This window comes from Niallia sp. Sow4_A1 (assembly GCF_052116745.1).
Taxonomy (GTDB): domain Bacteria; phylum Bacillota; class Bacilli; order Bacillales; family Cytobacillaceae; genus Niallia; species Niallia hominis.
In genome coordinates this window covers 1-25,824 of sequence record NZ_JBQKKM010000026.1, presented here as the reverse complement: position 1 = coordinate 25,824, position 25,824 = coordinate 1, and the positions used below count along the sequence as shown (strand labels likewise).

The 25,824-nt window shown below is 34.0% G+C and carries 27 protein-coding genes; 13 read left to right on the top strand and 14 right to left on the bottom strand.

Going from position 1 to position 25,824, the window contains the following annotated elements:
* Positions 1-91: 91 nt before the first annotated feature.
* Complete coding sequence (locus ACTQ5K_RS15005) at positions 92-1,741, top strand: M20/M25/M40 family metallo-hydrolase (protein WP_441131374.1); 1,650 nt, start codon at positions 92-94, stop codon at positions 1,739-1,741.
* A 71-nt stretch (positions 1,742-1,812) separates the two neighbouring features.
* Here the strand turns inward: ACTQ5K_RS15005 and ACTQ5K_RS15000 are convergent, their stop codons facing one another.
* Both ACTQ5K_RS15000 and ACTQ5K_RS14995 read right to left on the bottom strand, forming a co-directional pair.
* Entirely contained in the window at positions 1,813-2,811 is a 999-nt protein-coding gene (locus ACTQ5K_RS15000) for an inorganic phosphate transporter (protein WP_031535733.1), read from the bottom strand.
* 14 nt (positions 2,812-2,825) lie between these two features.
* Entirely contained in the window at positions 2,826-3,443 is a 618-nt protein-coding gene (locus tag ACTQ5K_RS14995) for a DUF47 domain-containing protein (protein ID WP_251628420.1), read from the bottom strand.
* A gap of 276 nt (positions 3,444-3,719) precedes the next feature.
* On the opposite strand from ACTQ5K_RS14995, the gene ACTQ5K_RS14990 reads away from it, so the two are divergent.
* The 4 genes from ACTQ5K_RS14990 (at position 3,720) to ACTQ5K_RS14975 (ending at position 6,612) form a co-directional block, all read left to right on the top strand.
* A complete protein-coding gene (locus tag ACTQ5K_RS14990; RefSeq protein ID WP_441994034.1) occupies positions 3,720-4,226 on the top strand; it encodes a GNAT family N-acetyltransferase in 507 nt (168 codons plus the stop codon).
* A 49-nt stretch (positions 4,227-4,275) separates the two neighbouring features.
* Positions 4,276-5,115 carry an SDR family oxidoreductase gene (locus tag ACTQ5K_RS14985; protein ID WP_441994033.1) on the top strand — a complete coding sequence of 280 codons (840 nt, stop codon included), beginning with the start codon at positions 4,276-4,278 and terminating at the stop codon, positions 5,113-5,115.
* 148 nt (positions 5,116-5,263) lie between these two features.
* Positions 5,264-6,094 carry an aldo/keto reductase gene (locus ACTQ5K_RS14980; RefSeq protein ID WP_251628418.1) on the top strand — a complete coding sequence of 277 codons (831 nt, stop codon included), beginning with the start codon at positions 5,264-5,266 and terminating at the stop codon, positions 6,092-6,094.
* Positions 6,095-6,357: 263 nt separating this feature from the next.
* Positions 6,358-6,612, top strand: coding sequence for a GlsB/YeaQ/YmgE family stress response membrane protein (locus tag ACTQ5K_RS14975; RefSeq protein WP_031535725.1), 255 nt, complete (start codon positions 6,358-6,360; stop codon positions 6,610-6,612).
* Positions 6,613-6,658: 46 nt separating this feature from the next.
* Here the strand turns inward: ACTQ5K_RS14975 and ACTQ5K_RS14970 are convergent, their stop codons facing one another.
* Positions 6,659-7,591 carry an RluA family pseudouridine synthase gene (locus tag ACTQ5K_RS14970; RefSeq protein WP_235251763.1) on the bottom strand — a complete coding sequence of 311 codons (933 nt, stop codon included), beginning with the start codon at positions 7,589-7,591 and terminating at the stop codon, positions 6,659-6,661.
* 154 nt (positions 7,592-7,745) lie between these two features.
* On the opposite strand from ACTQ5K_RS14970, the gene ACTQ5K_RS14965 reads away from it, so the two are divergent.
* Positions 7,746-8,153 carry a DUF5365 family protein gene (locus ACTQ5K_RS14965; RefSeq protein ID WP_441994032.1) on the top strand — a complete coding sequence of 136 codons (408 nt, stop codon included), beginning with the start codon at positions 7,746-7,748 and terminating at the stop codon, positions 8,151-8,153.
* Positions 8,154-8,238: 85 nt separating this feature from the next.
* On the opposite strand, the gene ACTQ5K_RS14960 is transcribed toward ACTQ5K_RS14965, so the two are convergent.
* Together ACTQ5K_RS14960 and ACTQ5K_RS14955 are read right to left on the bottom strand one after the other, a co-directional pair.
* Positions 8,239-8,712 (bottom strand): thioredoxin family protein, encoded by a 474-nt coding sequence (locus tag ACTQ5K_RS14960; RefSeq protein WP_441994031.1) that lies wholly within the window; start codon positions 8,710-8,712, stop codon positions 8,239-8,241.
* Complete coding sequence (locus tag ACTQ5K_RS14955) at positions 8,709-9,152, bottom strand: disulfide oxidoreductase (RefSeq protein WP_031535717.1); 444 nt, start codon at positions 9,150-9,152, stop codon at positions 8,709-8,711. The genes ACTQ5K_RS14960 and ACTQ5K_RS14955 overlap by 4 nt, the downstream gene beginning before the upstream one ends.
* Positions 9,153-9,356: 204 nt before the next feature.
* Here ACTQ5K_RS14955 and ACTQ5K_RS14950 point away from each other — a divergent pair, with 204 nt between their 5' ends.
* The gene (locus tag ACTQ5K_RS14950; RefSeq protein ID WP_109768306.1) at positions 9,357-10,898 is read left to right on the top strand and encodes a bifunctional GNAT family N-acetyltransferase/carbon-nitrogen hydrolase family protein; all 1,542 of its coding nucleotides are present in this window, start codon (positions 9,357-9,359) and stop codon (positions 10,896-10,898) included.
* 67 nt (positions 10,899-10,965) lie between these two features.
* On the opposite strand, the gene ACTQ5K_RS14945 is transcribed toward ACTQ5K_RS14950, so the two are convergent.
* Positions 10,966-11,211 (bottom strand): YhdB family protein, encoded by a 246-nt coding sequence (locus ACTQ5K_RS14945; protein ID WP_031535713.1) that lies wholly within the window; start codon positions 11,209-11,211, stop codon positions 10,966-10,968.
* A gap of 203 nt (positions 11,212-11,414) precedes the next feature.
* On the opposite strand from ACTQ5K_RS14945, the gene ACTQ5K_RS14940 reads away from it, so the two are divergent.
* Both ACTQ5K_RS14940 and ACTQ5K_RS14935 read left to right on the top strand, forming a co-directional pair.
* Positions 11,415-12,416 (top strand): M14 family zinc carboxypeptidase, encoded by a 1,002-nt coding sequence (locus ACTQ5K_RS14940; RefSeq protein WP_035416050.1) that lies wholly within the window; start codon positions 11,415-11,417, stop codon positions 12,414-12,416.
* Between the two features lie 27 nt (positions 12,417-12,443).
* A complete protein-coding gene (locus ACTQ5K_RS14935; protein WP_031535709.1) occupies positions 12,444-12,776 on the top strand; it encodes a DUF3889 domain-containing protein in 333 nt (110 codons plus the stop codon).
* Positions 12,777-12,811: 35 nt separating this feature from the next.
* On the opposite strand, the gene ACTQ5K_RS14930 is transcribed toward ACTQ5K_RS14935, so the two are convergent.
* From ACTQ5K_RS14930 to corA, 5 genes are all read right to left on the bottom strand, one after another.
* Entirely contained in the window at positions 12,812-13,792 is a 981-nt protein-coding gene (locus ACTQ5K_RS14930; RefSeq protein WP_031535707.1) for an ABC transporter permease, read from the bottom strand.
* Positions 13,785-14,699, bottom strand: coding sequence for an ABC transporter ATP-binding protein (locus ACTQ5K_RS14925; RefSeq protein WP_031535705.1), 915 nt, complete (start codon positions 14,697-14,699; stop codon positions 13,785-13,787). Before ACTQ5K_RS14925 ends, ACTQ5K_RS14930 begins: the two co-directional genes overlap by 8 nt.
* Positions 14,692-15,486: an SGNH/GDSL hydrolase family protein gene (locus ACTQ5K_RS14920; protein ID WP_441994030.1), complete on the bottom strand. Its 795-nt coding sequence runs from the start codon at positions 15,484-15,486 to the stop codon at positions 14,692-14,694. The genes ACTQ5K_RS14925 and ACTQ5K_RS14920 overlap by 8 nt, the downstream gene beginning before the upstream one ends.
* A 216-nt stretch (positions 15,487-15,702) precedes the next feature.
* The gene (locus ACTQ5K_RS14915) at positions 15,703-16,548 is read right to left on the bottom strand and encodes a YitT family protein (RefSeq protein WP_414630348.1); all 846 of its coding nucleotides are present in this window, start codon (positions 16,546-16,548) and stop codon (positions 15,703-15,705) included.
* A gap of 212 nt (positions 16,549-16,760) precedes the next feature.
* A complete protein-coding gene (gene corA, locus ACTQ5K_RS14910; protein ID WP_441131344.1) occupies positions 16,761-17,708 on the bottom strand; it encodes a magnesium/cobalt transporter CorA in 948 nt (315 codons plus the stop codon).
* A gap of 336 nt (positions 17,709-18,044) precedes the next feature.
* On the opposite strand from corA, the gene ACTQ5K_RS14905 reads away from it, so the two are divergent.
* Complete coding sequence (locus ACTQ5K_RS14905; RefSeq protein WP_251628402.1) at positions 18,045-18,743, top strand: response regulator transcription factor; 699 nt, start codon at positions 18,045-18,047, stop codon at positions 18,741-18,743.
* A gap of 100 nt (positions 18,744-18,843) precedes the next feature.
* On the opposite strand, the gene ACTQ5K_RS14900 is transcribed toward ACTQ5K_RS14905, so the two are convergent.
* The 3 genes from ACTQ5K_RS14900 to ACTQ5K_RS14890 form a co-directional block, all read right to left on the bottom strand.
* Positions 18,844-20,220 carry a hemolysin family protein gene (locus ACTQ5K_RS14900; protein WP_235251758.1) on the bottom strand — a complete coding sequence of 459 codons (1,377 nt, stop codon included), beginning with the start codon at positions 20,218-20,220 and terminating at the stop codon, positions 18,844-18,846.
* A gap of 463 nt (positions 20,221-20,683) precedes the next feature.
* Positions 20,684-22,000 (bottom strand): hemolysin family protein, encoded by a 1,317-nt coding sequence (locus ACTQ5K_RS14895; RefSeq protein WP_441994029.1) that lies wholly within the window; start codon positions 21,998-22,000, stop codon positions 20,684-20,686.
* A 161-nt stretch (positions 22,001-22,161) separates the two neighbouring features.
* The gene (locus ACTQ5K_RS14890; RefSeq protein WP_048718708.1) at positions 22,162-22,710 is read right to left on the bottom strand and encodes a GNAT family N-acetyltransferase; all 549 of its coding nucleotides are present in this window, start codon (positions 22,708-22,710) and stop codon (positions 22,162-22,164) included.
* A gap of 319 nt (positions 22,711-23,029) precedes the next feature.
* On the opposite strand from ACTQ5K_RS14890, the gene ACTQ5K_RS14885 reads away from it, so the two are divergent.
* From ACTQ5K_RS14885 to ACTQ5K_RS14875, 3 genes are all read left to right on the top strand, one after another.
* Entirely contained in the window at positions 23,030-24,301 is a 1,272-nt protein-coding gene (locus ACTQ5K_RS14885) for a methyl-accepting chemotaxis protein (protein ID WP_235251756.1), read from the top strand.
* Positions 24,302-24,622: 321 nt separating this feature from the next.
* A complete protein-coding gene (locus ACTQ5K_RS14880; protein ID WP_031535687.1) occupies positions 24,623-24,841 on the top strand; it encodes a FeoA family protein in 219 nt (72 codons plus the stop codon).
* Between the two features lies 1 nt (position 24,842).
* On the top strand, positions 24,843-25,730 hold the full coding sequence (locus tag ACTQ5K_RS14875; protein ID WP_441994028.1) for a FeoB small GTPase domain-containing protein: 888 nt from the start codon (positions 24,843-24,845) through the stop codon (positions 25,728-25,730).
* Positions 25,731-25,824: the final 94 nt, after the last annotated feature.

The following is a 25,824-nucleotide window of genomic DNA, read 5'->3' as shown; positions in this document are numbered from 1 at the left end:
ATATAATAATTTGAATAGACAGAAAAATAGGTTGTCAGATAGATAGAATAGCAATAAACTTAAAACTAAAGAAAAACCAGGGGATGAAGGTATGTATAATCAATTGGCATCTTTAACATTGGCACAACAAGTAGAATTTTTGACAAAAAGACTTATTGAAATGGAAAGCTATAGTGGAACAGAAGGAGAATTAGACAAGGCTAACTATTTATATGAAATAATTGCCTCCTTTCCTTATTTTCAGGCATATCCAGATTATGTATGGAAGCAGGACATAGAAGGGGATGAACGGATAAATGTATGGGCTTTATTACAAGGCAATTCAAATAAAAAAGAAACGGTGATTTACCATGCACATGTAGATACTGTAGGGATAGAAGATTATGGAAAGCTAAAGGACATTGCTCATGATCCGGATAAACTAGCAGCATTTTTTAAAAGCTATGATGGGGATGAAGAGGCTAGAAACGATGCCCGAAGCGGAGATTGGATGTTTGGGAGAGGTTCTCTTGATATGCAAAGTGGAATAAGTATTCATCTAGCGAATCTTCTCTATTACATGAATCATCGAGAAAAGCTTGATGGAAATATTCTAATCTTATTCAATGCCGATGAGGAGAATCAACATGTTGGCATTAGAGGAGCTTTAGATGAACTCGTTCGTCTTCAACAAGAAAGAGGATTATCCTATGTGGCTGCTATTAATAATGATTTCATTTCGCCTTTATATAATGGAGATCAAACAAAATATGTATATTGTGGGGGAGCAGGAAAGTTATTGCCCTGTTTTTCTATTTTAGGAAGAGAGGCACATGTTGGCGAAAGCTTGCTTGGGATTGACCCGACATTCATTGCTTCAGAGATTAATAGAAGCATTAATCAAAATTTTTCTCTAGCAGAAAAGCTGGATAATGAATTAGTCCTACCGCCTAGCTGCTTGTTTATGAAAGAGAGTAAGCAAAGCTATAATGTTCAAACACCTGTTAGTATCAGAATGTATTTTAATTATTTTATTTACAAAAAAACACCAAGTGATGTATTAGTCTCCTTAAAAAGGATCGCCCAAACAGCATGTGTAAAGATAGAGAACGAATTAGCGAATAACTACACTGCATTTTGCAAAGCGAATTATCTCCCAGAACGGTCGATTAACTGGAAAACAGATGTGATGACAATTCAAGAATATATAGAGTATTTAAAGGAGCATGGAGAAGAACCAGAAAAGCACTTGAATAGCTTACTAAAACGCTTGCCGGAAGATTTAGATGATCGATTAAAAGCTTTTGAACTAGTAGAAGGCTTACAGCAATTAGATCCAGAAAAGAAGCCTCGGGTTATTCTGTTTTTTGCTCCACCATTCTTACCATCTAATACGTTACAAATGGATGAACAGTCCGTTTATTTAAAAGAAGTATTGGAAGAAGTGTTACAAGAGGCGGAAGAGGAGTACAAGGAAGTATTTCCGTTAAGAGGGTATTTCCCTTATTTATGTGACGGTAGCTTCTTAGCATTTAATGGGAATCAAACAGAGATTGAAACAGTGGTCGCAAATTTTCCAGGAATGAATGAATTATTTCCATTAGATTTGGGAAAAATGCAGAGTCTAAATATTCCTGCTCTTAACATTGGTGTATATGGAAAAGGGGGACATAAATGGACGGAAAGAGTATATAAACCCTATACTTTTCAAACTTTGCCTTTACTTATTAGAAAGGTTACAGAGAGATTACTTACACTTTAAAATAAAAAAAGCATCTTTACGCGAAGGGTAAAGATGCTTTTTTGCTTTAGTTATAGTACTAAATTTTTTTATTAAAAAAAGAAATGAAGAATGTAGTAACAAATTGCAGCGATGCTTGCTGAAATTGGCAATGTAATTACCCATGTAATAATCATTCGTTGTGCTGTTCCCCATTTAACCCCTTTTAAGCGGTGTGCTGATCCAACACCAAGAATAGAAGAAGATATAACATGGGTTGTACTAACTGGAAGATGAATTAAAGTTGATCCGAAAATAATCATTGCCCCTGATAAATCAGCTGCAACGCCATTTACTGGTCGGATTTTCATAATATTTCCACCAACTGTTTTAATAATTCTCCATCCACCGACAGAAGTTCCGAGTCCCATTGCAGTAGCACATGCTAATTGCACCCAAAATGGCACATCACCAGTTGAAACATAATTATTAGCTAATAATGCCATTGTGATAATTCCCATTGCTTTTTGAGCGTCATTAGTTCCATGTGTATAAGATTGCAATGCTGCTGTGAATATTTGAAAATAACGGAACCGTCTATTTGTTTTTGTTAAATTTAAATCCCTAAAGAAGAATTTAAAAATGGAGTATATGATAAATCCAACAACAAAGGCGATGATTGGTGAGAGAATCAATGCCTCAATAATTTTAATAAAACCAGTATAATTAAGCGATGAGAATCCAGATGAAGCAATAGCAGCTCCAGCGATTGACCCAATAATTGCATGGGATGAGCTACTTGGTATTCCGAAATACCATGTAACCAAATTCCATATAATTGCAGAAATCAATGCAGCAAGGATAACGAGTGAACCATTTGTTAAAGCAAATGGGTCTACAATCCCCTTTGTAATTGTTTTTGCAACGCCTGTAAATGTCATTGCACCAACAAAGTTCATACATGCTGCCATAATAATCGCATGCTTTGGTTTTAATGCTTTTGTTGACACTGCAGTCGCAATGGAGTTGGCTGTATCATGGAAGCCATTGATAAAGTCAAATGCTAATGCAAAGACAACGATTAATATAGTAAGTATTAATAATGTATTCATTGGAAAAAGACTCCTTACGCGTTCTTCATAATAATACTTTCAAGTGTGTTTGCAACACTTTGACAGTAATCTGCAATCTCCTCAAGATTTTCATAAACTTCTTTATATTGGATAATGCGAATTGGATCTTTTTCTACAGAGAACAGATTTTTAATAGATTGTCGTAAAATGCCATCACATTTTGATTCATGATCTTTAATTCTAATAGCATACTCTCTAATTTTAGGTAATTTCTTTGTTGTAAGTAGGTCTACTGCTTTGTCAATTTCAACTGCACAATTCTTTATTTCTTCCACAAAGCGAAGCATATATTCATCTGCACTAATAATATTGTACATTTCAAATAGTGCTGCAGTATGCTCTAAACCATCTAATACATCATCCATACTCATCGTAAGAGCTAGTATGTCTTCTCTTTCAATCGGTGTAATAAATGCTTTATTTAATTCAGTGATTACTTCATGAACATATGTATCACCTTTTGTTTCGATTTCTTTCATTGTTTCAGAAAAAGTTTTTAAATCGCTAACATTTGTCAATTTATAGTCAGCAAAAAAGTCTGCTCCTTCTTTTAAATTTGAAGCGATATTTTTTAACATAACAGCAAACTTATCTTGTTTTTTAAAAACCATTGCGGTTACCTCCATTAATATATAACAAATTATGACTAAGCCTTACATATTTTATAGGAAACTTGTCGAATAGCCTAGTGTTTTTTTAATAAATTTACAAAATCTTAATATTTGATTTACGAAATTTTAAGAAAATAGCCTTACATATTTACAAAGTTTGCACTAATTTAACATTTTTAGTGATATTACCTTCCGTTTCTGCTTTGCAAACAACCGTGTCCAATTTGTTATTCTAGAATATAGTAATAACATAATTCCTAGGAAGGAGGAGGTACCGTGTTAATCGATGAAACGATTCTTATTCGAAAAACACAAGAGACAGAATTAACTTATGTGCGAAAAACAGAAAAAGATCCTACTAATAGTCCTTATATATTACAATGGTCCTTACAGGAACATAAAAGGGCGCTTACAGATAATCCTAATATATTACATTTACTTGTTATCGAAAGATTATCGAATAAACCAGTTGGCTATGTTCTAATAAATGGATTGGAAGATGAAAATGATAGCATAGAAATAAAAAGAATTGCTTTTTCGGAAAAAGGAAAAGGATATGGAAGAAAAATGTTGCACTTAATAAAACAATGGGCTTTTACTGACATGCATGCAAATCGATTATGGCTCGAGGTAGTAGATCACAACTTCCGTGCAAAATCTCTATATGAATCAGAGGGATTTAAGATAGAGGGATTACAACGAGAAGCAATAAAAATAAATAATAATTACCAATCAATTTATATGATGTCCATATTAAGGAAGGAATATCAAGAAAATAAATGAGTATTAAGCGAATAATGGATGTAATATAAAGGAAGAAAAAGGTGAAAAAGTGGAGAAGCAAGTAGTCTTAATAACAGGAGCAAACAGTGGATTTGGTCAATTAATGGCACTAGAATTTGCAAAATCAGAATATATCGTTATAGCATCAATGAGAGATAGGAACAAAGGTAAACAATTAATCGATACTGCAACAAAATTAGGGGTAATATCCAATATTAAGATCACCTCTTTGGATATTACTTCTGCCCAATCGGTAGAGAACTTAACGTTAATGTTGCAGGATATTGGACAAGTCGATTTATTGATAAATAATGCTGGCTATGCTGGAGGTGGTTTTTCGGAGGAAATTCCGATTAATGAATATCAGCTTCAGATGGAAACAAATTTTTTGGGGGCAATTCGTGTAACGCAATGTGTACTTCCTTTCATGAGAGAGAAAGGGAGTGGAATGATTATTAATATGAGTAGTATAAGTGGAAAAATTGGATTTCCAGGTTTATCACCATATGTCTCTTCTAAATTTGCATTAGAAGGATGGAGTGAGAGCTTAAGATTAGAATTGGCTCCTTTTTCTATTCCGGTAATTCTTGTAGAACCTGGACCTTTTCAAACTAATATTTGGACTACAGGAAAAAAGGTAACCGTAAAATCTACCTTGTCTTCTTCTCCATATTTTTCATACATGAAACAATTGGATACATATTTACAAAGAAATAGAATAAAGGATGGAGATCCAATGGAAGTAGCGAAAAAAGTAGTTGCGATCGCTCAAACAAAGCATCCAAGATTGCGCTATGTCATTGGGAAAGGAACGAGAAGTACAATCCTGTTAAAGAACATGCTTCCTTGGAAATGGTGGGAGAAAATCGTTCTATTTATCTTAAAATAAAAATATATTAAGAAGTAGTCTTTTTGTTGTTAGAAGCAAGAAGAGGTTATTGAACGAGTATTTATATGAAAAAGTTAAATCAAAATTATAGAGAAGTATTCAAATAAGTGTTATTATATGGATAATTCTGATTTTGGGGGTGTTTTGTTTGGTCAATAGCATCGAACATAAAGTGAAACTACATAACGGAGTAGAGATACCTCAATTAGGTATCGGCGTCTTTAAAGTAGAAGAAGGAGAGACAGTAATCCAAACGGTAAAAGCAGCTTTGGAACTTGGCTATCGTTCTATCGATACTGCCGCCATTTATAAGAATGAAGAAGGGGTAGGTAAAGCGATAAAAGAAAGCGTTATCTCGAGGGATTCTCTATTTATCACCACAAAAGTTTGGAATGAAGACCAAGGGTATGATTCTACACTACGCGCATTTGAAGCGAGTTTAAAGAAATTGGATTTGGACTATCTTGATCTATATTTAATTCATTGGCCAGGAAAAGATAAATACGTCGAAACATGGAAAGCACTTGAAAGACTGTATGACGAAGGAGTCGTTAAGGCAATTGGAGTAAGTAATTTTCAGGAACATCATTTAGAGCATTTGCTAGCAAATGCGAATGAGGTTCCAACCGTTAATCAGATTGAACTCCATCCAAGACTTTCGCAAGAGAAATTAAGGGAGTACTGTCAGCAAAAAGAGATAAAAATTGAAGCCTGGTCACCGATAGCTAAAGGTCGATTAGTAAATGAACCAACCCTTAACTATATTGCAAAAAAACATGGCAAGACACCAGTTCAAGTTATTTTACGTTGGCATCTCCAAAATGGAAACATCATTATTCCAAAATCGATTCATCCTGAAAGAATAAAAGAAAATGCGGAGATATTTGATTTTCAACTTAGCTTGGTAGAAATGGATCAAATAGATCGATTAAATATGAACGAACGACTTGGAAGTAATCCAGATGAAGTGATTTTTTAATTTCTTGCACTTTTATTTATTTTAATAGGAACAAAAGATCTATGCCAAATTATAAAATGGTGTAGATCTTTTTTTGAAACATATTATCAAAATCTTCCTAACAAAATGAATGTTTTTAGTAGGTTTAAAAGAATCAAAGGGTGGTAAATATAAGTACAAGCAGATAGTGAAAAAAAACCGTACGGGTAAATAATAAGCTGCAGCATGATTCCTCACTATCTCATGTTAAAAAATTAAACACTATAATAAAAGGAGTGTTATATATGGGATTTCTATGGTCATTAATTATAGGTGGTATTATAGGATGGTTAGCAGGATTAATCGTTGGTAAAGATATTCCTGGTGGAGTAATTGGAAATATTATAGCTGGTTTTGTTGGTGCATGGTTAGGATCATTAATTCTTGGAGATTGGGGTCCATCAATTGCAGATTTTGCAATAATTCCAAGTATTATTGGTGCAGTTATTTTAGTCTTTATTTTAAGTCTAATTATGCGCGGCATGCGTAAAACAACATAAAAGGTATAAAAGGAAAGGAAATGAGCTTTTTTGGCCCATTTCCTTTTTACTTTGTTTCCTTTAAAATTTCTTCCCAGTTTGCATTAGGAAAAATTGGCTGTTTGTCTAATGGAGGTGCAAAGACAGTTATTTCCTCCTTAGAGATAGGATGGATGAATTGTAGTTTTACCGCATGTAGTGCTTGTCGATTAAAAATCGGTTTTCCGCCATATAGTATATCGCCAGCAAGAGGATGATGAATGGAGCTTAAATGAACTCTTATCTGATGGGTTCTGCCTGTATCCAATGAACACGAGATAAGTGTCAGTCCTTCATTTGGCAATTGTTTTATTCGTTTAAAATGGGTGATTGCCGTTTGTCCTGTTTCTGATATTCTTCTTCGGCTTCCGTGGTGCCTATCCTTTCCTATTGGTTTATTAATCGTTCCTTTTTTTTGTGATAAGAATCCTTGAACAAGAGCGATATAGGTTCTTTTAATTTTTCGTTCCCGTAACATATAATCGAGCATGTTTGCGATTAAATCGTGTTTAGCAAACAAAACACAGCCAGTTGTATCCCGATCTAAGCGATGTATATGCTTTAACGGTCTTTCTTCCCCATTCAAAAGTAAATGGTAGGCAACTCCATTCAATAATGAAGACGCATCTTCTGAAGAATGTGGATGTGTATCAATAGAAGCTGGCTTATTAACAACGAGCAGAAAATCATCTTCATAAAGGATTGATAAATCCATATAGGTCGGAATGATATCATTTGGTTGTGGCTGAAATAGTTTTATTTTTAAAATATCTTCCTTCTTGAGCATCGTATTCCAAGGAACATTTTGGTTATTTAACTGGACCTTTTTCTCCATTTTAAACAGATGAATTTGTTTTTTTGATGCCAACAATACCTCTGAAAAGAATGCTTCAATTAATAATCCTTCCCATTGTAGAGGGATTTTGAGCAGAAGCCAATCTCCCTTTTTTTCAAATATCATATAAAATCTCCTTTACTTCTCTATAAGTATACATAAAAAAATAGGTTTAAATTTGACATAGTCATCATATCATGGTTTTAATTACCACAGAAATGGTTTTGTGGGATATGGTAGACTAGTGGTAATAATAGAAACAAAGAGGGTGTCTCATTTCATGAAAGTAGTTTTTGCATCAACACCAACACAAGAGGAAAGAATTGATGAACTGATTCAGACCTTTTACTCGAAGATATTTCCTTTCTATTTTTCAGATAAGGAAATAAATAAGTTTGAACGGTTAAAGGTGCTTACGATCACTCCCGACAAAGCACAGCAATTAAGTACATTAAAAACATCTTATCAAGTAATTGCAAGTCTTCAAACCCTTGTGAATATTTTAGAAGCTCCAGAAGATAAACATAAATATAAACATCTATTTTCAAAAAATGTTCGAATTTTAGAGGACTTGGATATCTTCTTCCCATTTGATTTAGACAATTTTAAACGCAATGAGGATGGAAATTCCTTCAATCAATCAAATTTTAGTATGTATGCAGAGGCAACTAATCAGTATTTAGTATAAACCTTTTTTTGCTTGCACTTATTATTCCTATCTGGAATTAAAATAAGCCGTCGCTTATATCGCGACGGCTTATTTTTAAAGAATTCTATTTCGAAACACTATATTCTTCTAGCCACTGTCTAAATACTTCAGGTTCTTTATAGCCGTTAATTCTTCCTACTTCTTCTCCATTTTTGTACTGAACGATTGTTGGGGTGGAATCAATATTGTACTTATCCCATCCTTCTTCAAATTCCCATAGGTTATATTGATCAATCGTTACATCTAATTCTTCTGCAAGTGGCATTAATTCTGGTGTCGTTTGTTTACAATATATACAATCTGAGCTAAAGAAGTATACGGTAACATCTTCTTCTGTTTTTAATTTTTCCTCGAGTGCATCAGGAACAATAATATTTTGGTAATTTGGATCATCTAATATTTCCATTGTTTCAGGTTTCAAATCCTCTTTTTTATATAAATTTCCTTCTACTGCTTTTTCTTTTTGCATATTAGATAAAAAGGCTACTCCTGCAAATAATATAATAATAAAAACTAAGAAAAAAATTACCTTTTTCATTTATTCATCTCCTTTGTTTTTTTCCAAATGATGATGCTACAAGTAAAGATAATAATAAATCCAACAAGTGCCATGAAGGGGATTGTGATAAAGCCTAGCCAATTTATGTATTCGCCTGTGCAAGGGACTGGTCCACAAGCGGCAGAGCTTTCAAAGATGCTAGCTAATTTTTGTTTCGAGTAATGGTAAATGGAAATGCATGCACCGAAACCTGAAAGAAACATTGTGTAAAAAGTGATTTTATAATCTTTTCGGATTACAGCAATTCCTAAAATAATCACAAAGGGGTACATTAATATCCGTTGATACCAACATAATGTACAAGGCACGAACTCTCTAATTTCTGAAAAGTATAGGCTGCCGAACATACTGAGAACAGATGCAATCCAAGCTAAGTATAAAAGATGCTCTCGGGAATCATTCTTTGTTTTTTCTTCCATACGATTCTCCTTTATTGTCTTTATTCAACCACTTAAAAACATTTTCAATATAGAAAAAGTATAAAGCTATTTGGAAATGATGTAAACAAACTAGTTTTAATGAAAGACAGAGATTATATCTGAAAAAAATGGGGAAATGTAGAAATAGTAAATAGAAAGTAACATTATTTGAGAAAAAAAGAAACATACATAAGGGAGTCAAAGATTATGACGAAATTGGACTTGTCAAAATTTGAAAAGAAATTAATCATACGAAATACGGAATACCAGGATATTGATAAAATTATGAAGTTACAAGCTGAATGTTTTCCCGGTATGGATCCTTGGAAGAAAGATCAATTAAACAGTCATCTCGATATCTTTCCAGAAGGTCAATTTGTAGCGGAATACGATGGGGAAATCATTGGTTCTTGCTCGAGCTTGATTATTAACTTCGACGAATATGATGCAAGACATACTTGGGATGAAGTGACAGATGGTGGTTATATAACAAATCATAATCCAGATGGCTATAATCTGTATGGGATTGAGGTAATGGTCGACCCAGCTTTTCGGAGAATGAAAATTGGCCACCGTCTTTATGAAGCAAGAAAAGAGCTAGTTCGGCAATTAAATTTACAAAGCATTATTATTGGTGGCAGAATCCCGAATTATTATAAATATGAAGATCAAATGACAGCTAGAGAATATGTGCAGGAAGTGCTGCATCATAAAATATATGATCCTGTGTTGTCCTTTCAGCTCATTAATGGCTTTACGTTAATGCGCATCAATACAAACTATTTGCCAGATGATGCACAATCAAAGAGCTATGCGACGATAATGGAATGGAATAATGTAGAATATATGCCAAAATCAAAACGCTTTTTCACGAGCAGCTATCCGGTGCGAATTTGTGTTGTGCAATATATGATGAGACAAATATATAGCTTTGAGGATTTCGCCAATCAAGTAGAGTATTATACAGACGTCGCATCTAATGCTGAATCAGATTTTGTTGTATTTCCAGAGCTGCTTACCTCTCAATTAATGTCGTTTATGGATGAGCGTGTTCCAAGTACAGCCATTAGAAGAGTGACGGAGTATACAGAGCAGTATATTGAGCTTTTTACAAATTTGGCGATTCGATATAATATCAACATCATTGGCGGCTCTCATTTTGTGAAGGAAGATGATGATGAGATTTATAATATTGCTTATCTTTTTAGACGAGATGGGACCATCGAAAAACAATATAAACTACATATAACACCGAATGAGCGAAAATGGTGGGGAATAAGACGAGGAGATGCTATAAGGGTTTTTGATACAGATTGCGGGAAAATTGCCATTCAAATCTGTTATGATATCGAATTTCCAGAGCTTGCTCGAATTGCGACAGATATGGGAGCAAAAATTATCTTTACACCATTCTGTACGGAAGATCGCCAAGGATACTTACGAGTACGCTATTGTGCACAAGCAAGAGCGGTAGAAAATCAAATCTATACCGTTATTGCAGGGACTGTTGGGAATTTGCCGCAAACCGAAAATATGGATATTCAATATGCGCAATCGGCGATTTTTGCCCCGTCCGATTTTGAATTTGCAAGAGACGGAATCGTTGGCGAAACAAATGCGAACATCGAAATGGTCATGATTGGGGATGTTGACTTAGAAATCCTTAGACGACAACGTCAAGGAGGAACAGTTCGCCAATTAAAAGATAGAAGATTTGACGTATATCGAATTGAGTATAAGAAGTGAAAAAAGGGATATTGTACAAATTAAAACCACGGCGTAAACCGTGGTTTTTTGGTGGAATTCTTTTTTCTTACATAGTGGTTGTGTGAATCCAGTCATCTTCCGCTAAATCGTTGGCGTGGTCAATATAGCGCAATAATGAATATAAATGTTTTTCTATGACAGAATAATCATGTTCAAAGTTATAGGCATGTAAAAATTGTTCGATTTTTTTTGAGAGAAAGTTATCCTGGGTTCTTACCATTAATAGGAGAAGATTATCCCATTCTGATCGATGTGTATAGTAAAGGGCTCGATCATAATCTGTATTGTTCATTTTATTGCCTCCTTTGTGGGAAGGAGATGATTATATTATATGAAAAAAGGTTAGAATGTTACCCACTAAAAGTTGGCTATCTTGATTTATAAGGGTTATCTATTTTTACCTGTATAATTTCTCGTGGTAGAAAAGGGAGAAATTTTCTTTAAAGTGAATAAGTAATAACATACATCCACAATATAAAGAAAAAAGGAGTTATTATGAAAAGGCGACTCATTATTTTATTGACAGTATGCTTATTTCTTTATGCTTACCCTAAGCAATATAGTGCAGAATCAATTATTGATGCAAGCAATGAATATACATATGAGGACTATCAGGAAGACATTTGGATTTTGAAAAGTAAATATAAAAAGCAATTACAGGTGCATACGATTGGAAAATCAGAGTTCGGCAGGAAAATCTATGCGATTCAAATAGGAACAGGAGAGAAAAGCGTCCTCCTTTCTGGAGCACATCACGGAAGAGAATGGATAACTTCTTTATTAACAATGAAAATGGCAGAAGACATTGCAGTTAACATGAAAAATGGCGCAAATTATCTCGGTTCTTATTCCATCTGGATTGTCCCGATGATTAATCCGGACGGAGTGACGATCCAGCAAGGAAAAATTAATAAATTCCCGTTTTTTTCAAAAAGAAAAATAAAGAAAATGAATGACGGGCTAGATGACTTTACACGGTGGAAGAGTAACGGACTAGGTGTGGATCTTAATCGACAATATCCTGCTGGATGGGAAAATTTACAGGACTCTAAAAAAGAGCCATCTTATAAAAATTATAAGGGGAAAGCACCATTTGAAGCAAAGGAAGTAAAAGCAATCGTTGAATTGACAGAAAAAATAAAGCCAATCATTGCAGTAGCTTATCATTCTTCTGGCCAGGAGATTTTTTGGCAATATAATAATGGTGTGAATGAAGAAAGAGATCGCATGATTGCAGAAGTGCTTGCACAAGAGACTGGATATAAACTTGGCACTCCACCAAAAGATGCAGTTGGCGGAGGATATACGGATTGGTTTATCAATACGTATCATTTACCTGCGTTTACAATTGAAATATGTCCATTAGTGGATGAGAAGAATCCATCCTTAACTAACTTTCCAGAAGCATGGGAAAGAAATAAAACGATTCCAAGAACTTTAATCGAAGAAGCAAAAAAAATCGATGCGATACATAAAAAAATGCTGGGGGATAAATAATACTAATAAAAATTATTGGAGGTATTTATGAAAACGCGATCCTTATCGATTCTTATTGTTAGCGTCACAGTATTAATAATGGCATTTATGTTTCCATCCCATAATGTTGCTGTACAGGAGTTAGATTATAAAAAATTCGGTTCAATTGCGATTGCCGTAGTAAAAGCGGATTATCCAGAGGAGTCTGTCACAGATTATAAATATTTAGGGAGAAAGAAAATCTCCGCACAAGAAGAGCAAGATTCCTTTCAATTTATTGTAAAAGAGGATGGGAAAGAAAAAACAGTGGTTGTCACTGTTAATCACAGAACACAAGATGATAAATTTATTTCTTTAGTTGTAGAAGAAGCGAAGTCGTAAAAAAAGACCAGAAAGGTCTTTTTTTATGACTTCTATTAATAAATATCTTTCTTCGTAAACACAAGAAATGAGATAATAACTCCAGCTACTCCCCAAATAGTAAGAACAATTAGGGAGAATGGGAGGGACATTCCTTCAATGGGCGGAATATTTCCTTGGAGATAATCTGTTAATCTTAGGTTTACCATGAAAAAGTATTTGGCTGACTCCCAAGAAGAAGCAATCGAACTAATAATCGAACCAGAGATCAAGAATGCAAGCATGGCACCCATTCCTGCAGCTGTACTTTTAATAAGCACGGAAAACATAAAGGAAAGTGTACCTACTACAACAGACACAAACCAACCAAGCCCAAAAACCATTAAAATATATTGCCATTGAGGTACTAAATGGACATTAGCAGTATTTAATTCACCAGCTTCTACCGTAAAACCAGTTAATATGGGAGCAGTCCAACCAACATATCCAAAGAATAGACCAGAAATAAGATAAGAAAATAATCCAAAGATAAATAATATAAAGGAAACAGACAGAATTAGGGTTATATATTTACTCAAAAGGATCTTCCAACGCCTTACCGGTCTAGTCAACAAAAGCTTAATGGTACCAATACTTTTTTCTGATGAAACAAGATCAGCTGAAATAATCATTACCATTAAAGGAAGAAGGAGCTGGATGGAATTGTCAAGAAACACACGCAAAAAGGTAGGAGCTCCTGGTTCTTGCGGATTAATATTATTATCGAGATAATACTGGCTTTGATCAATCCTAACCTTTAATTGAGAGCGGAATTCTTCAGAAATCCCACTAGAACCAATTCTGTTTTGCATATCTACGATGGATTGCTGTAAAGTGACTCGCCAATCAGCATCCCCCACTCTCTTTTTGACATTTTCCATTTCACGATACTGTGCATATGTAAACATCATAATCAATATTCCAATAATAATTGTTATAACTAATAGACGCTTGCTTTTGACCAATTTTAGCATCTCGTTATATATAAGTTTATTCAAAAGAGGAATCACCTCCTATAAGCTCCAAGAAAAGATGCTCAAGAGATGGGATTTGTCGATTCATCTCTGTAATATTCACGTTCGACTCCATCAATACTCGACTCCAATTTCCTACTTCTGCCTCTATATAGGGGGTGATCACATACTCCTCTTGAACATGGATAGAAGGAACAAGCTTTTTCAAGATTTCTATTCCCTTTTCTAAAGGAGTAAAACGCCAGATTAATTTCTCCTTTTGGGTTAATAAAGAATGAACAGATTCGGTATGAATGATTTTACCTTGTAAAATAATCGATACGCGATCACATAGTAGTTGAATCTCGCTTAATAAATGACTGGATACAAGTACACTGAGTCCTTCTTCCTTTGCAAGGAAGCGAATAAATTGCCGCATTTCTCTGATGCCAGAAGGATCTAATCCATTTGTTGGCTCATCAAGAATTAATACTTTAGGTCTGCTTAATAACGCTTGGCCAATTCCTAGTCGCTGCCGCATACCAAGGGAATATGTTTTCACCTTGTCATGAATGCGATCGGTTAATCCAACTAATTTTACAACTTCAGTAATCCGTTTATCATCTGAATTTGTTAACATTCGCGCAAAATATTGGAGGTTTTCCCAGCCAGTTAAATAAGGATATAATTCTGGATTTTCGACAATACAGCCTAAACGTTCCATTGCCTTTGAAAAATCCTTTTTTACATCGTAGCCACAAATGGATATTTGACCAGAGGTTGGTTTAATTAAACCAACCAGCATACGTATTGTAGTCGTCTTCCCAGCTCCATTTGGCCCAAGAAATCCAAATACTTCTCCACTTTTTAATTCAAAGCTAATGTCTTTAATAATGTCCCGTTTGCCAATTCTTTTTGTTAAATGTTGAACAGATAATGTTATATCATTCATTTTCATTTACCTCCCATGAAATAAGAGATGCTACACGTTCAGCCATCAGCTGATAGCCCTTTTTATTAGGATGGAAATGATCCGAATATAAATACTGCTGGACATTCTGCTGGAAAATGTCATAGGTGGGCACAAAAATCGTTTGGGCATAATTGGCGCATATCTCTGCTGTAGCATTATTCCATGTGCGAACTACTTGAGAAGTTAAGGCACTATCGTCTAAATCGTTAAATGGATTATATAATCCCATTAAATAAATGGGTGCATCTTTGTTGACAGAACGGATGGTAGCTAGAATGGTATGTAAATGCTTGGAATAGGTTGCCATTAATTTACTTATTGATTCTTCATCAATTTCTGTGAGGGATTGTCCTCCTTGAAAAAGATCATTACCTCCTATTGTAATAAAGAGAAGGTCAGCATTTGCCGTTTGTCTTTGTATTTCCTGCTCTGTTAATTGCTTGGCTAATTGCTCGGTTGTTAATCCTTTTATTCCATAATTAGTAATCGTTATTTCTTCTTCCGTTTTTTCTGCTAGCGATTCCTTGAGGTACCCTATATACCCTTTTCCAGTATCATCACCAGTACCACGAGTAAGCGAATCACCTAAAGCTAAGAGCTGTACACCATTTGTTTTGCTTATCTTTTGCTGTTCTTCGGATGTTGTTTGAAGATTATTATCTGGATGATTGTTATAGTCAACTAGCACCCATCCTAAGCCAATTAACCATAGCAAACAAACGATGGTTGATAATGTTAAAATGGAAACGGTTATGTTTTTTCGCAAATTTTAACCTCCTAACAAATGAAATTTTTCACAAAAACAAAGAGAAATAAACCTATCCATTGTAAATCTTTTTCTACTCGCCTTTAAATAGCGAAATAGAAACGAGGAAGAGTAAATGTAGAAAAGGATAAATGAAACAAGTCAGACAAGAAAGAGGTAGCCTAAAAAATACGAGTGGGAAATTTGTTTTTTAGGCAAGAAGGCAGAAAAAGGATTTTAATGAATGTCCTTTTTCTTAAATCTTCCACCGCGAACTTCGGAAATATTTGCTACTGCTAGAAATGCTGTCGAATCTAATTCTTCTATAATCGTTTTTAGCTTTGCTTCTTCTAAACGGTTAATGACACAAAAAATGACTTTCTTTGTATCTCCTGTGTAAGCGCCTTCTCCTTTCAAATACGTTACGCCACGTCCTAGTCTTGCTAGTATCGTTTCTCCTATAATTTCGGAGTGATCACTAATAATCCAAACTGATTTTGATTCATCCAAGCCAGCTATTACAATGTCAATTACTTTAAAAGCAATAAAGTAGGCAATTAATGAATACATGGCCCGATTCCAGGAAAAAACAAACCCAGCACAAATAAAGATAAATACATTAAAAAACATAATGATTTCACCAACGGAAAAGGGACTTTTTTTACTGAAAAGGAGAGCTAATACTTCTGTACCATCAAGGGAGCCGCCAAAACGTAGAACAATTCCAACTCCGATTCCGAGAATGATTCCACCGAAAACAGTGGCTAGAAGTAAATCAGAGGTGAAAACTGGTACATCATGCAATAAAATGGTAGTGACAGAAAGAACGCTAATTCCTAGCATAGTGGATAAGGTAAAGGTTTTACCAATTTGCTTGTAGCCAATGTAGAAGAAGGGTATATTAAGTAAAAAGATAAAGTAGCCTAGCTTTGCGCCAGATAAGTGAGAGAGAATAATAGAGATTCCAACAATTCCTCCATCCAAGATTTGATTGGGAACAAGAAATTCCTCAATCCCAATTCCCATTAAAATACTACCGATAATAATGAAAAATATCCTGCTCGCTAAAACTCTTTTTGGCATAATCTTATGCTGTGGTTTTTCTAGAAAAGCCTCTGTGTGTAAATTTGATGACTCCATCATCAATCCCCCCCAATAGTAGAAATTCTATGTAAAAAGCGTGTGAAAAACGAATAGATAGATAATTCTATTTTATCATACTAGTTTTGAAATAGATGCATCATAGCTTCGTATTTACTAATATAATCAGTAACGTAAAAGGAAAAACTCTATCTTTACTTAAACCATCCTTTTCTTTTGAACAATATAAACATGCCGATAACGATTATTGCCATAAGAAACAATAACCCAAAGTATCCATATTTCCAATGAAGCTCAGGAATATTTACAAAGTTCATCCCATATAAGCCCGCTAAAAAGCTAAGTGGCATAAAAATGGTTGTTATGACTGTAAGAATTTGCATAATTCTATTTGAATGATGGGAATTGTATGAGAGATAACTATCTCTTATATCTGTTGTCAATTCGCGATTTGATTCAATCAATTCACTGATTTTTAATAAATGATCATAAATATCAGAATAATATTCTCTTTTCATTAAGAGAGCAGATAATTTTTCGGTATTAATCATTTTATATACCAAATCTTTCATTGGTACGACCGTATGACGTAAGGAGAGAAGCTGATGCCTTGTCGTAAATAATTCATCAAGCAATGCTTCCATTGTTTTTTTATCAGGATTTTCATCAATTTCTGCTAAAGTATCCTCAATCTCATAGACAATGGGAATATAATTATCCACTAGATGATCTAATAGCTGATAAAGAACGGTATATTGTGTCCATGCTCCAATATCGTCATTTGCTAACAAATTATTTACAGCATGAACTTCAATAGAAGTATGATGATGAAAGGTAACAATATAATTTTCCCCTAAGAAAATATTAAGTTCGTCTTTTTTAATTGTTTTAGGATTTAAACAATGAGTGACAAAAAAGGTGTATGTTTCAAAAAAGTCTATTTTAGGACGCTGCAAATTATGGAGACAATCTTCTATTGATAATGGATGGAATTCAAAAGGATGATGTAATTTCTCGATTTCCATTTCGATGGGTTGATCAAAATCAACCCAAAACCACTTATAATCTCCGTCTAAGATTTCTTCTAATGTAAGATCAGAGATTAGCTGATTGTTTTTCGTTATAGCTAAGGTATGAATCATATCAATAACTCCTTTTATAATTGGTGTTATTAATTAGGATAGTTTATCCCACTCTTAACGGACAAGTAAGACGCTCCATCTTTTGTTTATGGGAATTAGAAAAAAATTAATTGTCCGTAAAGTAGAATGGTTGAACGAACCATCAGCGAGTGATGAAGGAAACGCCAATTGTTGCAAGTTTCTTTTTTTTATTAGTTTATAACAAATGAAAAGAATTTTATGCAGGTTTGAAAAGGATTTGTTTTTTCTTCCTCTTAGCTAGAGGGTATGAAAGTTCCTAACAACTTCTGCTATAATAGATATATTAAAGGACGCTAGTAAATAGGAAGTGTTAGGATGAAAATACTCGTAATCGAAGATAATGAAAGTGTATGTTCCATGTTAGAGATGTTTTTTCTAAAGGAAGGGTATGAAGGGAAATTCATTCATAATGGCAAAGAAGCATTAGACTTTTTCATGGAAAATCAGAACTGGGATACAATTATTATTGATTGGATGTTACCAGGCATGGAAGGTGTTACGATTTGCAGAAGAATTAGAGAGGTTAGTTCTGTTCCAATTATTATGCTCACCGCAAAAGACAGTGAGTCAGATCAAGTTCTTGGGCTAGAGATGGGCGCAGACGATTATGTGACAAAGCCATTTAGTCCTTTAACACTGATGGCTCGGATTAAAGCCGTGACTAGAAGATATCAAAAAGATGCGACGAATCAAGTGGATGAAAAATTTCTTGCAACAGAGCATTTTAAAATCAGTAAGGAAACGAGAGAGGTTATATACAATAATCAAGTCCTTACTAATTTAACACCGAAAGAATTTGACCTTCTCTATTATCTAATCAGTAACCCTAAACAGGTGTTTACAAGAGAGCAATTATTAGATCGAGTTTGGGGCTATCAGTTCTATGGAGATGAAAGAACGGTAGATGTGCATATTAAGCGGTTGAGAAATAAAATTGGCACGAAAGATCAGCCATTTATCCATACTGTCTGGGGTGTAGGCTATAAATTTGATGAATTATTGGTGAGTGACTAAGTGAGAAGAGCAATAAGCAATTTTGCTTATTGATTCAAATATCTTTGAGTTGAACTGAAAAATGTAGCCTTTACCGCGTTTTTGGTAAAGGCTACATGTCTTATGATACAATTTCTGCTTCGGATGAAGGAGAAGGAAGAGTTTGCTTCATGGTAATAAGCTTTGTTTGTTGTTCGATCACTGTGGCAATTTTTTTAACCTCTACATATTTAACATGATGATCTTCCATTTCTATAATCTTAAAGGAATAGGATTCATAGTTAATGATATCCCCTTCAGATGCTTCATAATTGGAAGTAAGAATCCAGCCACCTAATGTATCGATTACTTCATCATTTATGCTTATTTGGAGTAAAGCATTCACTTCATTTATTAAAACTTTGGCATCCAATATATAGTGATTTTCTTTTATCGTCCGAACTGGAGGGATTTCATCACTGTCAAATTCATCCCATATATCCCCAACGATTTCTTCAATAATGTCTTCCACTGTAACTAACCCTGAAGTTCCGCCATATTCATCCATTAAGATCGCCATATGAATGCGATCTTTTTGCATTTTTACTAATAAATCTTGAATGGGATAGGTTTCAATGACTCGAATGACAGGTCTTATATAAGGTTCCAACGTTTTTTTTGTTAAGTTCCTGCTTTTTAATAATTCGGTCATAATTTCTTTTACGTTTATCATGCCGATTATATGGTCCTTATCCCCATCAGTAATGGGATATCTAGTAAATTGCTCTTTCTGTATAAGATGAAGTAATTCATCTAAGGTACTAGATTGTTCAAGGGAAATAATTTCTGTCCGCGGCACCATAATTTCTTTAGCAATTCGATCATCAAAGTCAAAAATATTATTTACATACTTATATTCGGATTGATTAATCTCCCCATTTTTATAACTCTCTGATACAATAATGCGAAGTTCCTCTTCCGTGTGTGCCAATTCGTGTTCGGAAGCAGGCTTTAGTCCAAACATTTTTGTGATGACTCTAGATGAACCATTTAAAGTCCATATAAATGGATATAGCATTTTATAAAATAGGATTAAAGGCTTTGCTGCCCATAATGTAATTTTTTCTGCCTTATGAATAGCGAATGTTTTTGGAGCCAGTTCTCCAACGACAACATGTAAAAATGTAATAAATGTGAACGCCAAAGAGAAGGATAAGACGGTTATGGCTGTTTCAGGAACATGGATGATTTGAAGCAATGGTGATAAAAAATGCTGTACAGTTTCTTCTCCAATCCAACCAATTCCAAGTGCAGTAACGGTTATGCCGAGCTGGCATGCAGATAAATATTCATCAAGATTACTAGTAACTTTTTTGGCTGAAAGGGCATTTTTATAGCCTTCCTCTATAAGCTGATCAATCCTTGAACTACGAACTCTAATAATAGCAAACTCTGAAGCTACAAAAAAAGCAGTCAAAGCAATTAAAATGGCTATTATAACCAAGTTAAATATGTCCAAATAAATTTCCTTATCTCGTTTACCGAGTAAGGAGTCACCTCCTGATTAATTCAGATTGAAAGGAACTAAATCTACATTAAGTAAGCCACTTTTTGACGTATTGTCTATTTTTCTTAATAAACGAGGGTTGCAGGATGAGTTAGTATAATAATCGTTTTAAAGTAATCTTTGCTATTATATTCTTTATTTACATAAACAATCCCATTATACCACCTCACATTTGGATAATTGTATTAATAATTATACGGTAAGCCAAACTATCTAGTCAAACAATGATAACGTTAACTTTTTTAATTTTCTGTCTTTAATATAGTGTATGAAGTTAAAGGAAGCTTCATGTTCTCTATCCACTGATTCCTGTTAGGGACAGAAGAAAGAAAAAATAAGTATTACGATGAAACATTTTTGTTTAGCTGTTTCATCGTAACTAGTAAGGGGAAGTTTCCGATCATGGAAAGTAAAATCATTTTTCTATAGTTAGGTGTGAAGGTATTTTTTGAACATCAAAGGTAAAAATATGCTGTCGAATCATTTTGTCAATTTTAAATAGATAGCCATTATATTCGATGGCTTCCCCCTTTTTAATGTTGGGGTTTTGAAACAAAATCCAGCCACCAAGCGTATGAATATCCTCTCTATTGATTGTGATGGATAGCAATTCATTTACTTCTGTTAAGGATAGCTTTGAATCAAGGATATAGTGATGATCACTAATTTTTTGAATAAGCGGTGTTTCCTCTTCGTCAAATTCATCCCGAATTTCACCAACAATCTCCTCTAATATATCTTCTGCTGTAACCAGACCTGCAGTTCCGCCAAATTCATCATAAAGAATGGCAATGGAAGTTCTTTCTTTTTGCATCTTTAAAAAAACAGCTTGTATAGGTGTTGATTCAATTATATGAATAATTGGTTGAACATAGTCCGATAATGATTTATTTTCATTACTATTTTTTATCCAATCAGTGAGAAGTTGTTTTATATGGATAAAACCAATGATGCTATCTTTATCCTCATTTTTAGTAAGGGGGTATCTAGTATATCGTTCTGTTTGAATGATATTTACGGCTTCTTTAATCGTTAAGCTATCAGATAACGTCACCATTTCGGTCCGTGGAATCATAATCTCGTTTGCCAATCGGTTATCAAATGCAAAAATGCGATTAACATAGTTATATTCTGAAAGACTAATTTCTCCATTTTTATAGCTATCTTTTAATACAATTTGCAGTTCTTCTTCAGATAGTGCCTCATTATTGGCAGTTGGATCTGAGATTCCCCATAATTTTGCTACTTGTCTTGACGATTTATTTAGGAGCCAAATAAAGGGATACATAATGGTGTAAAACCAGATAAGTGGTTTACTTACTAATAAGGAGATTTTTTCCGTAAGAATAATAGCGACAGACTTTGGGAAAAGTTCTCCAATAACTACATTAATATATGTAATAATCGAAAAAGAGAGTACAAACGCCAAACCTTGGGATAGAGCAGCTGGAACGTCCCAATTTACCATTAAAGGCTGAATCAACTTTAAAATGGTAGGTTGTCCTAACCAACCTAGTCCTAAAGAGGTAATAGTTATCCCTAATTGGCAGGCAGATAGATAGCTATCAATATTTTCAATTATCTTTTTTACTGTAAGGGCATTTTTATGTCCTTCTTCTACAAGTTGTTCAATCCTTGCAGGTCTTACACGAACAATAGAAAATTCTGTTGCCACAAAAAAAGCAGAAAAAGCAGTTAGTATGACAATTACCAATAGTTGCATTCCAATCATTATTTCTTTCATCACCAATCATTTATTATCAAAGAAGTATTATCATAATTCTTTTATTTTCTTATTTTATACCTTTTCTTTCATAAAATAAAATAAAGAGAGGAGAGGATTTGAACAATTTTTGTTTTTTATCCTCATTTAAATGAATGGGACGGGAAAAATTACTGCTTTGCTGCCCATTCTCTTGCCAGCATGCTGTAGGAATATAAATCGTGATAATGGTCATAAAGAAATTCACCATCTCTGATAATTCCCTCTTTAGTAAAGGCTAGCTTTTCAGGAATTGCTTGGCTTTTTATATTTCTTACCCCACATTGTATTTCCATTCGGTTTAACTTTAAATAATAAAAAGCATAATTCAGCATGGCAGCTACAGACTTTGTCATAATACCATGTCCTTGTGCATCTTCTGCTAAAAAGTAACCAATGCTTGCTTTGCGGCTTCCCCAATCTATTTGTTGTAACGTAATCATCCCTACTAGCTTACCATTAAAAAAAATGCCTGCATTTAGTTCCGTTTGTTCAGTAAAGAGTTTATTCCATAAGGGAATAATGGTTTGATATTGATAAGGAGAAGTTATTTGATCGACCCATGGGAGCCACTCCCGTAAATACTTTCTGTTTTGATTAACGATTTGAAAAAGTTCACTGGAATCTTTTACTTCTAATAGTCGTAATCTAATCTGCTGATCTACAAAAATATTAAACAACATCGTTCATCCTTTCTAATTTTCTAAGAAGGAGATATCGTTGTATTTTATGCGAAGAAAAATATTTGGCTCGCAAACTTTGAAATCTTACGCTATCTAAAGTGGAAATTAGGCGTTTTGAAACCAGACAGTAATTTTTATAAAATATTGTAAAATAGGTTAAAAAATAGGTAGAATGTACCGATATTAAAGATATAGAGACATAACTAAGGCATTCTCTGATGGAGACGCTGTTTATTAGTGAAAGCGTTTATTTCATATCGGTGTTTGCTTAGAAATGGCCCCTTAATATGGACGGCGGAAGAGAGGATGTTTCGTAATGAAAAAGAAAAATAGTTTTAAAGTGAAAACGCTCATTATAATGAATGTGCTTATCCTAATAACTACATTAATTAGTGCATTTGTTGGTTTTTATGTCGCCAAAAATGAAAATTCAGAAACAGTAATAATCTTTATAGGTGCAGTAGTTATCATTACTGTATTAAGCTCATTTGTTTTATATGTTCTAATGAAAGGTAAATTTAAGGCAATCTCCCGCCTGAATGACAAAGTAAATATGGTGTTGCAGGGACAGCCATCTTTCGAATATAGCTACAAGGCGAAAGATGAAATAGGTCAATTAAGCCGTTCTATTGATCAGTTACAGGAGAAATATTCTTTTTTAGTATCCAGTTTAAAAACGGTGAATGAAAATGGGCTGAATCAAGCAAATGATGTTTCGGTTATCGCAGAGGAAACATTGGCAAGTTCAGAAGAAATTGGTAGAGCAATGGCTGAAATTGCGGAAGGAGCTGTAAGCCAAGCGTCCGAATTGGAAGAAGTGAAAAGAGAGATTGATAGTCTTACTAATTCGATTGATAATATGGAAGGAAAAAATCAAATCATTAAGCAAGCGACTGAAAATGCGCAAGAAGCATCCCATAATGGACAAAAGACGATTAATTCTCTGAAAATATGTAATGAGAATGCAAGTAAGTCTACAAACGATGTAAGTATTGGAATCAGCAGTCTCTATCAAAAAGTGCTAGATATTTCAAAAATTACTTCCACTATTAATAGAATTGCAGAACAAACAAATCTTCTCGCTTTAAATGCAAGCATTGAGGCTGCAAGAGCTGGCGAACATGGAAAAGGCTTCTCTGTTGTTGCAAATGAGGTTCGAAATTTAGCTGAAGAGACAAACTCTGCTACCAAACAAATTCAAGATATGATCCAAAATATTGAAAAAGAAATGGAAAGTACGGTCATGTCGATATATGAAACGACAAACCAAACAGCAGAATTAGACACAGCAGTAAAGGATACAGAAAAAGAATTTACTGCGATTGCAGCAGCTGTTATTAATAGTATTGCAGCAGTTAAAGAAATGACAGGTGAACTTAACCGTGTGGTTGAACAAAATAATCATATTTCCCGTTCCATTGCAATGGTTTCAGAAGTATCAGAGTCTGTAGCTGCAGCAGTTGAACAAATTGCTTCTAGTACTGATGAGCAAACATCTGCAATTGGAAATATGGCCAAAACAGCAGAAGTAATGAAGAGTAGTAATGAGGAATTGAAGGATTCATTGGTAAAATTTAATCTATTATAAAGGAAAAGCCTTTGCTTGGGAGCAAAGGCTTTTTTTTATAGTTTCGAAAACATAAAGAAAGCAATTATCAAAAGCTAGTTTCCTAGATAAAGATGCCATTTCACTATGGTTAGAAGAAGTCCTAGAGTTTTAACTAAAAGCCTCCACAAAAACAATTCATCTCAGTGGGGAGGGTAGTGCACAAATACATTAGTTTCTAAAATTCATTGAATTGTCACAATTATCTGTATAAATCAGATTGAATACTGTTGTTGTGATTGATATAACTATCTTATAAGAGAAAGATAATCATTCTCAATTGAAGAAAAGAGGTGAAGTAAGGTGGAAGTTAGGGTTGGACAAAGATTAAAAATAAATAAAGTAGAAGAAGGAAATTCTATGCTTCAAAGAAGATTACTTGATTTCGGATTAATGGAGGGTGCTGTAATAACTATCCAGCAAATTTTGCCATTTGAAGGACCATGCATTTTGGAATATGAAGGTACAGTAATTGGGATGAGAAAAAGAGATATGAAAATTTTGCAAATGGAGAGGGTATAAGATGGAATTAGCACTTTTGGGAAATCCGAATACTGGAAAGACATCTTTATTTAACCATCTAACGGGAACATATGAATATGTTGGAAACTGGAATGGAGTGACGGTAGAGAAAAAGATCGGTACTTTAAAAAATAAAAAGGCAATTTTAGTAGATTTGCCAGGTGTTTATTCTTTAACACCAATCTCTGAAGAAGAAGCTGTAGTCACAAAGTATTTATTAGAAGGAAAGATGAGTCGGATTGTCAATATCATTGATGCCTCTCAGTTAAAGCGAAATTTGTTATTATCAATCCAATTAATAGAATACGGTAAACCAGTTATTTTTGCCTTAAATATGATAGACATTGCAAAAAGAAATGGGAAGAGTATTGATTATCCTTTGTTAGCAACCTATTTAGGAGCTACTACTATTGCAATAAGTGCAAGAAAAGGGAATGGTTGTGAGGAGCTATCACGAGCGTCCACTATTAAACAGACGATGGAGAATGAAGAACATACTCTATCTATTCATTATGGAGAAATAATAGAAGAGGCAATAGAAAAAATGACCCTCATGCTTCAAGAAAAAACAGACCTTTCAATAAGATGGCTTACAATCCAATTACTTGATGGAAATGCAGCAATTCGTTCCTTTCTAACTAATCTTTTGACAAAACAAGAGATAGATTCATTGATTAATGATGTAACAATAGAATGTGAAAAAATAGGAAAAAAGCCAGAACAAGTAATCTATCTTAAACGGAGAGAAGTGGTTGATCAAATTGTACAAAGAGTCGAAGTAATAGCAGATAAAAAACGTATGCCAATCTCGGATAATTTAGATTATCTTGTAACAAATAAATATTTAGGTTTTCCTATTTTTATAGTCTTTATCACTAGTGTTGCATAAATATTGTCGCAATTTTCAGTCTGATTATCCTCCTTGTTTAGAGCCAAAAAGGTAAATACCTATTCAAAGGTGGCTCCATCCATTTGGTTTTTTT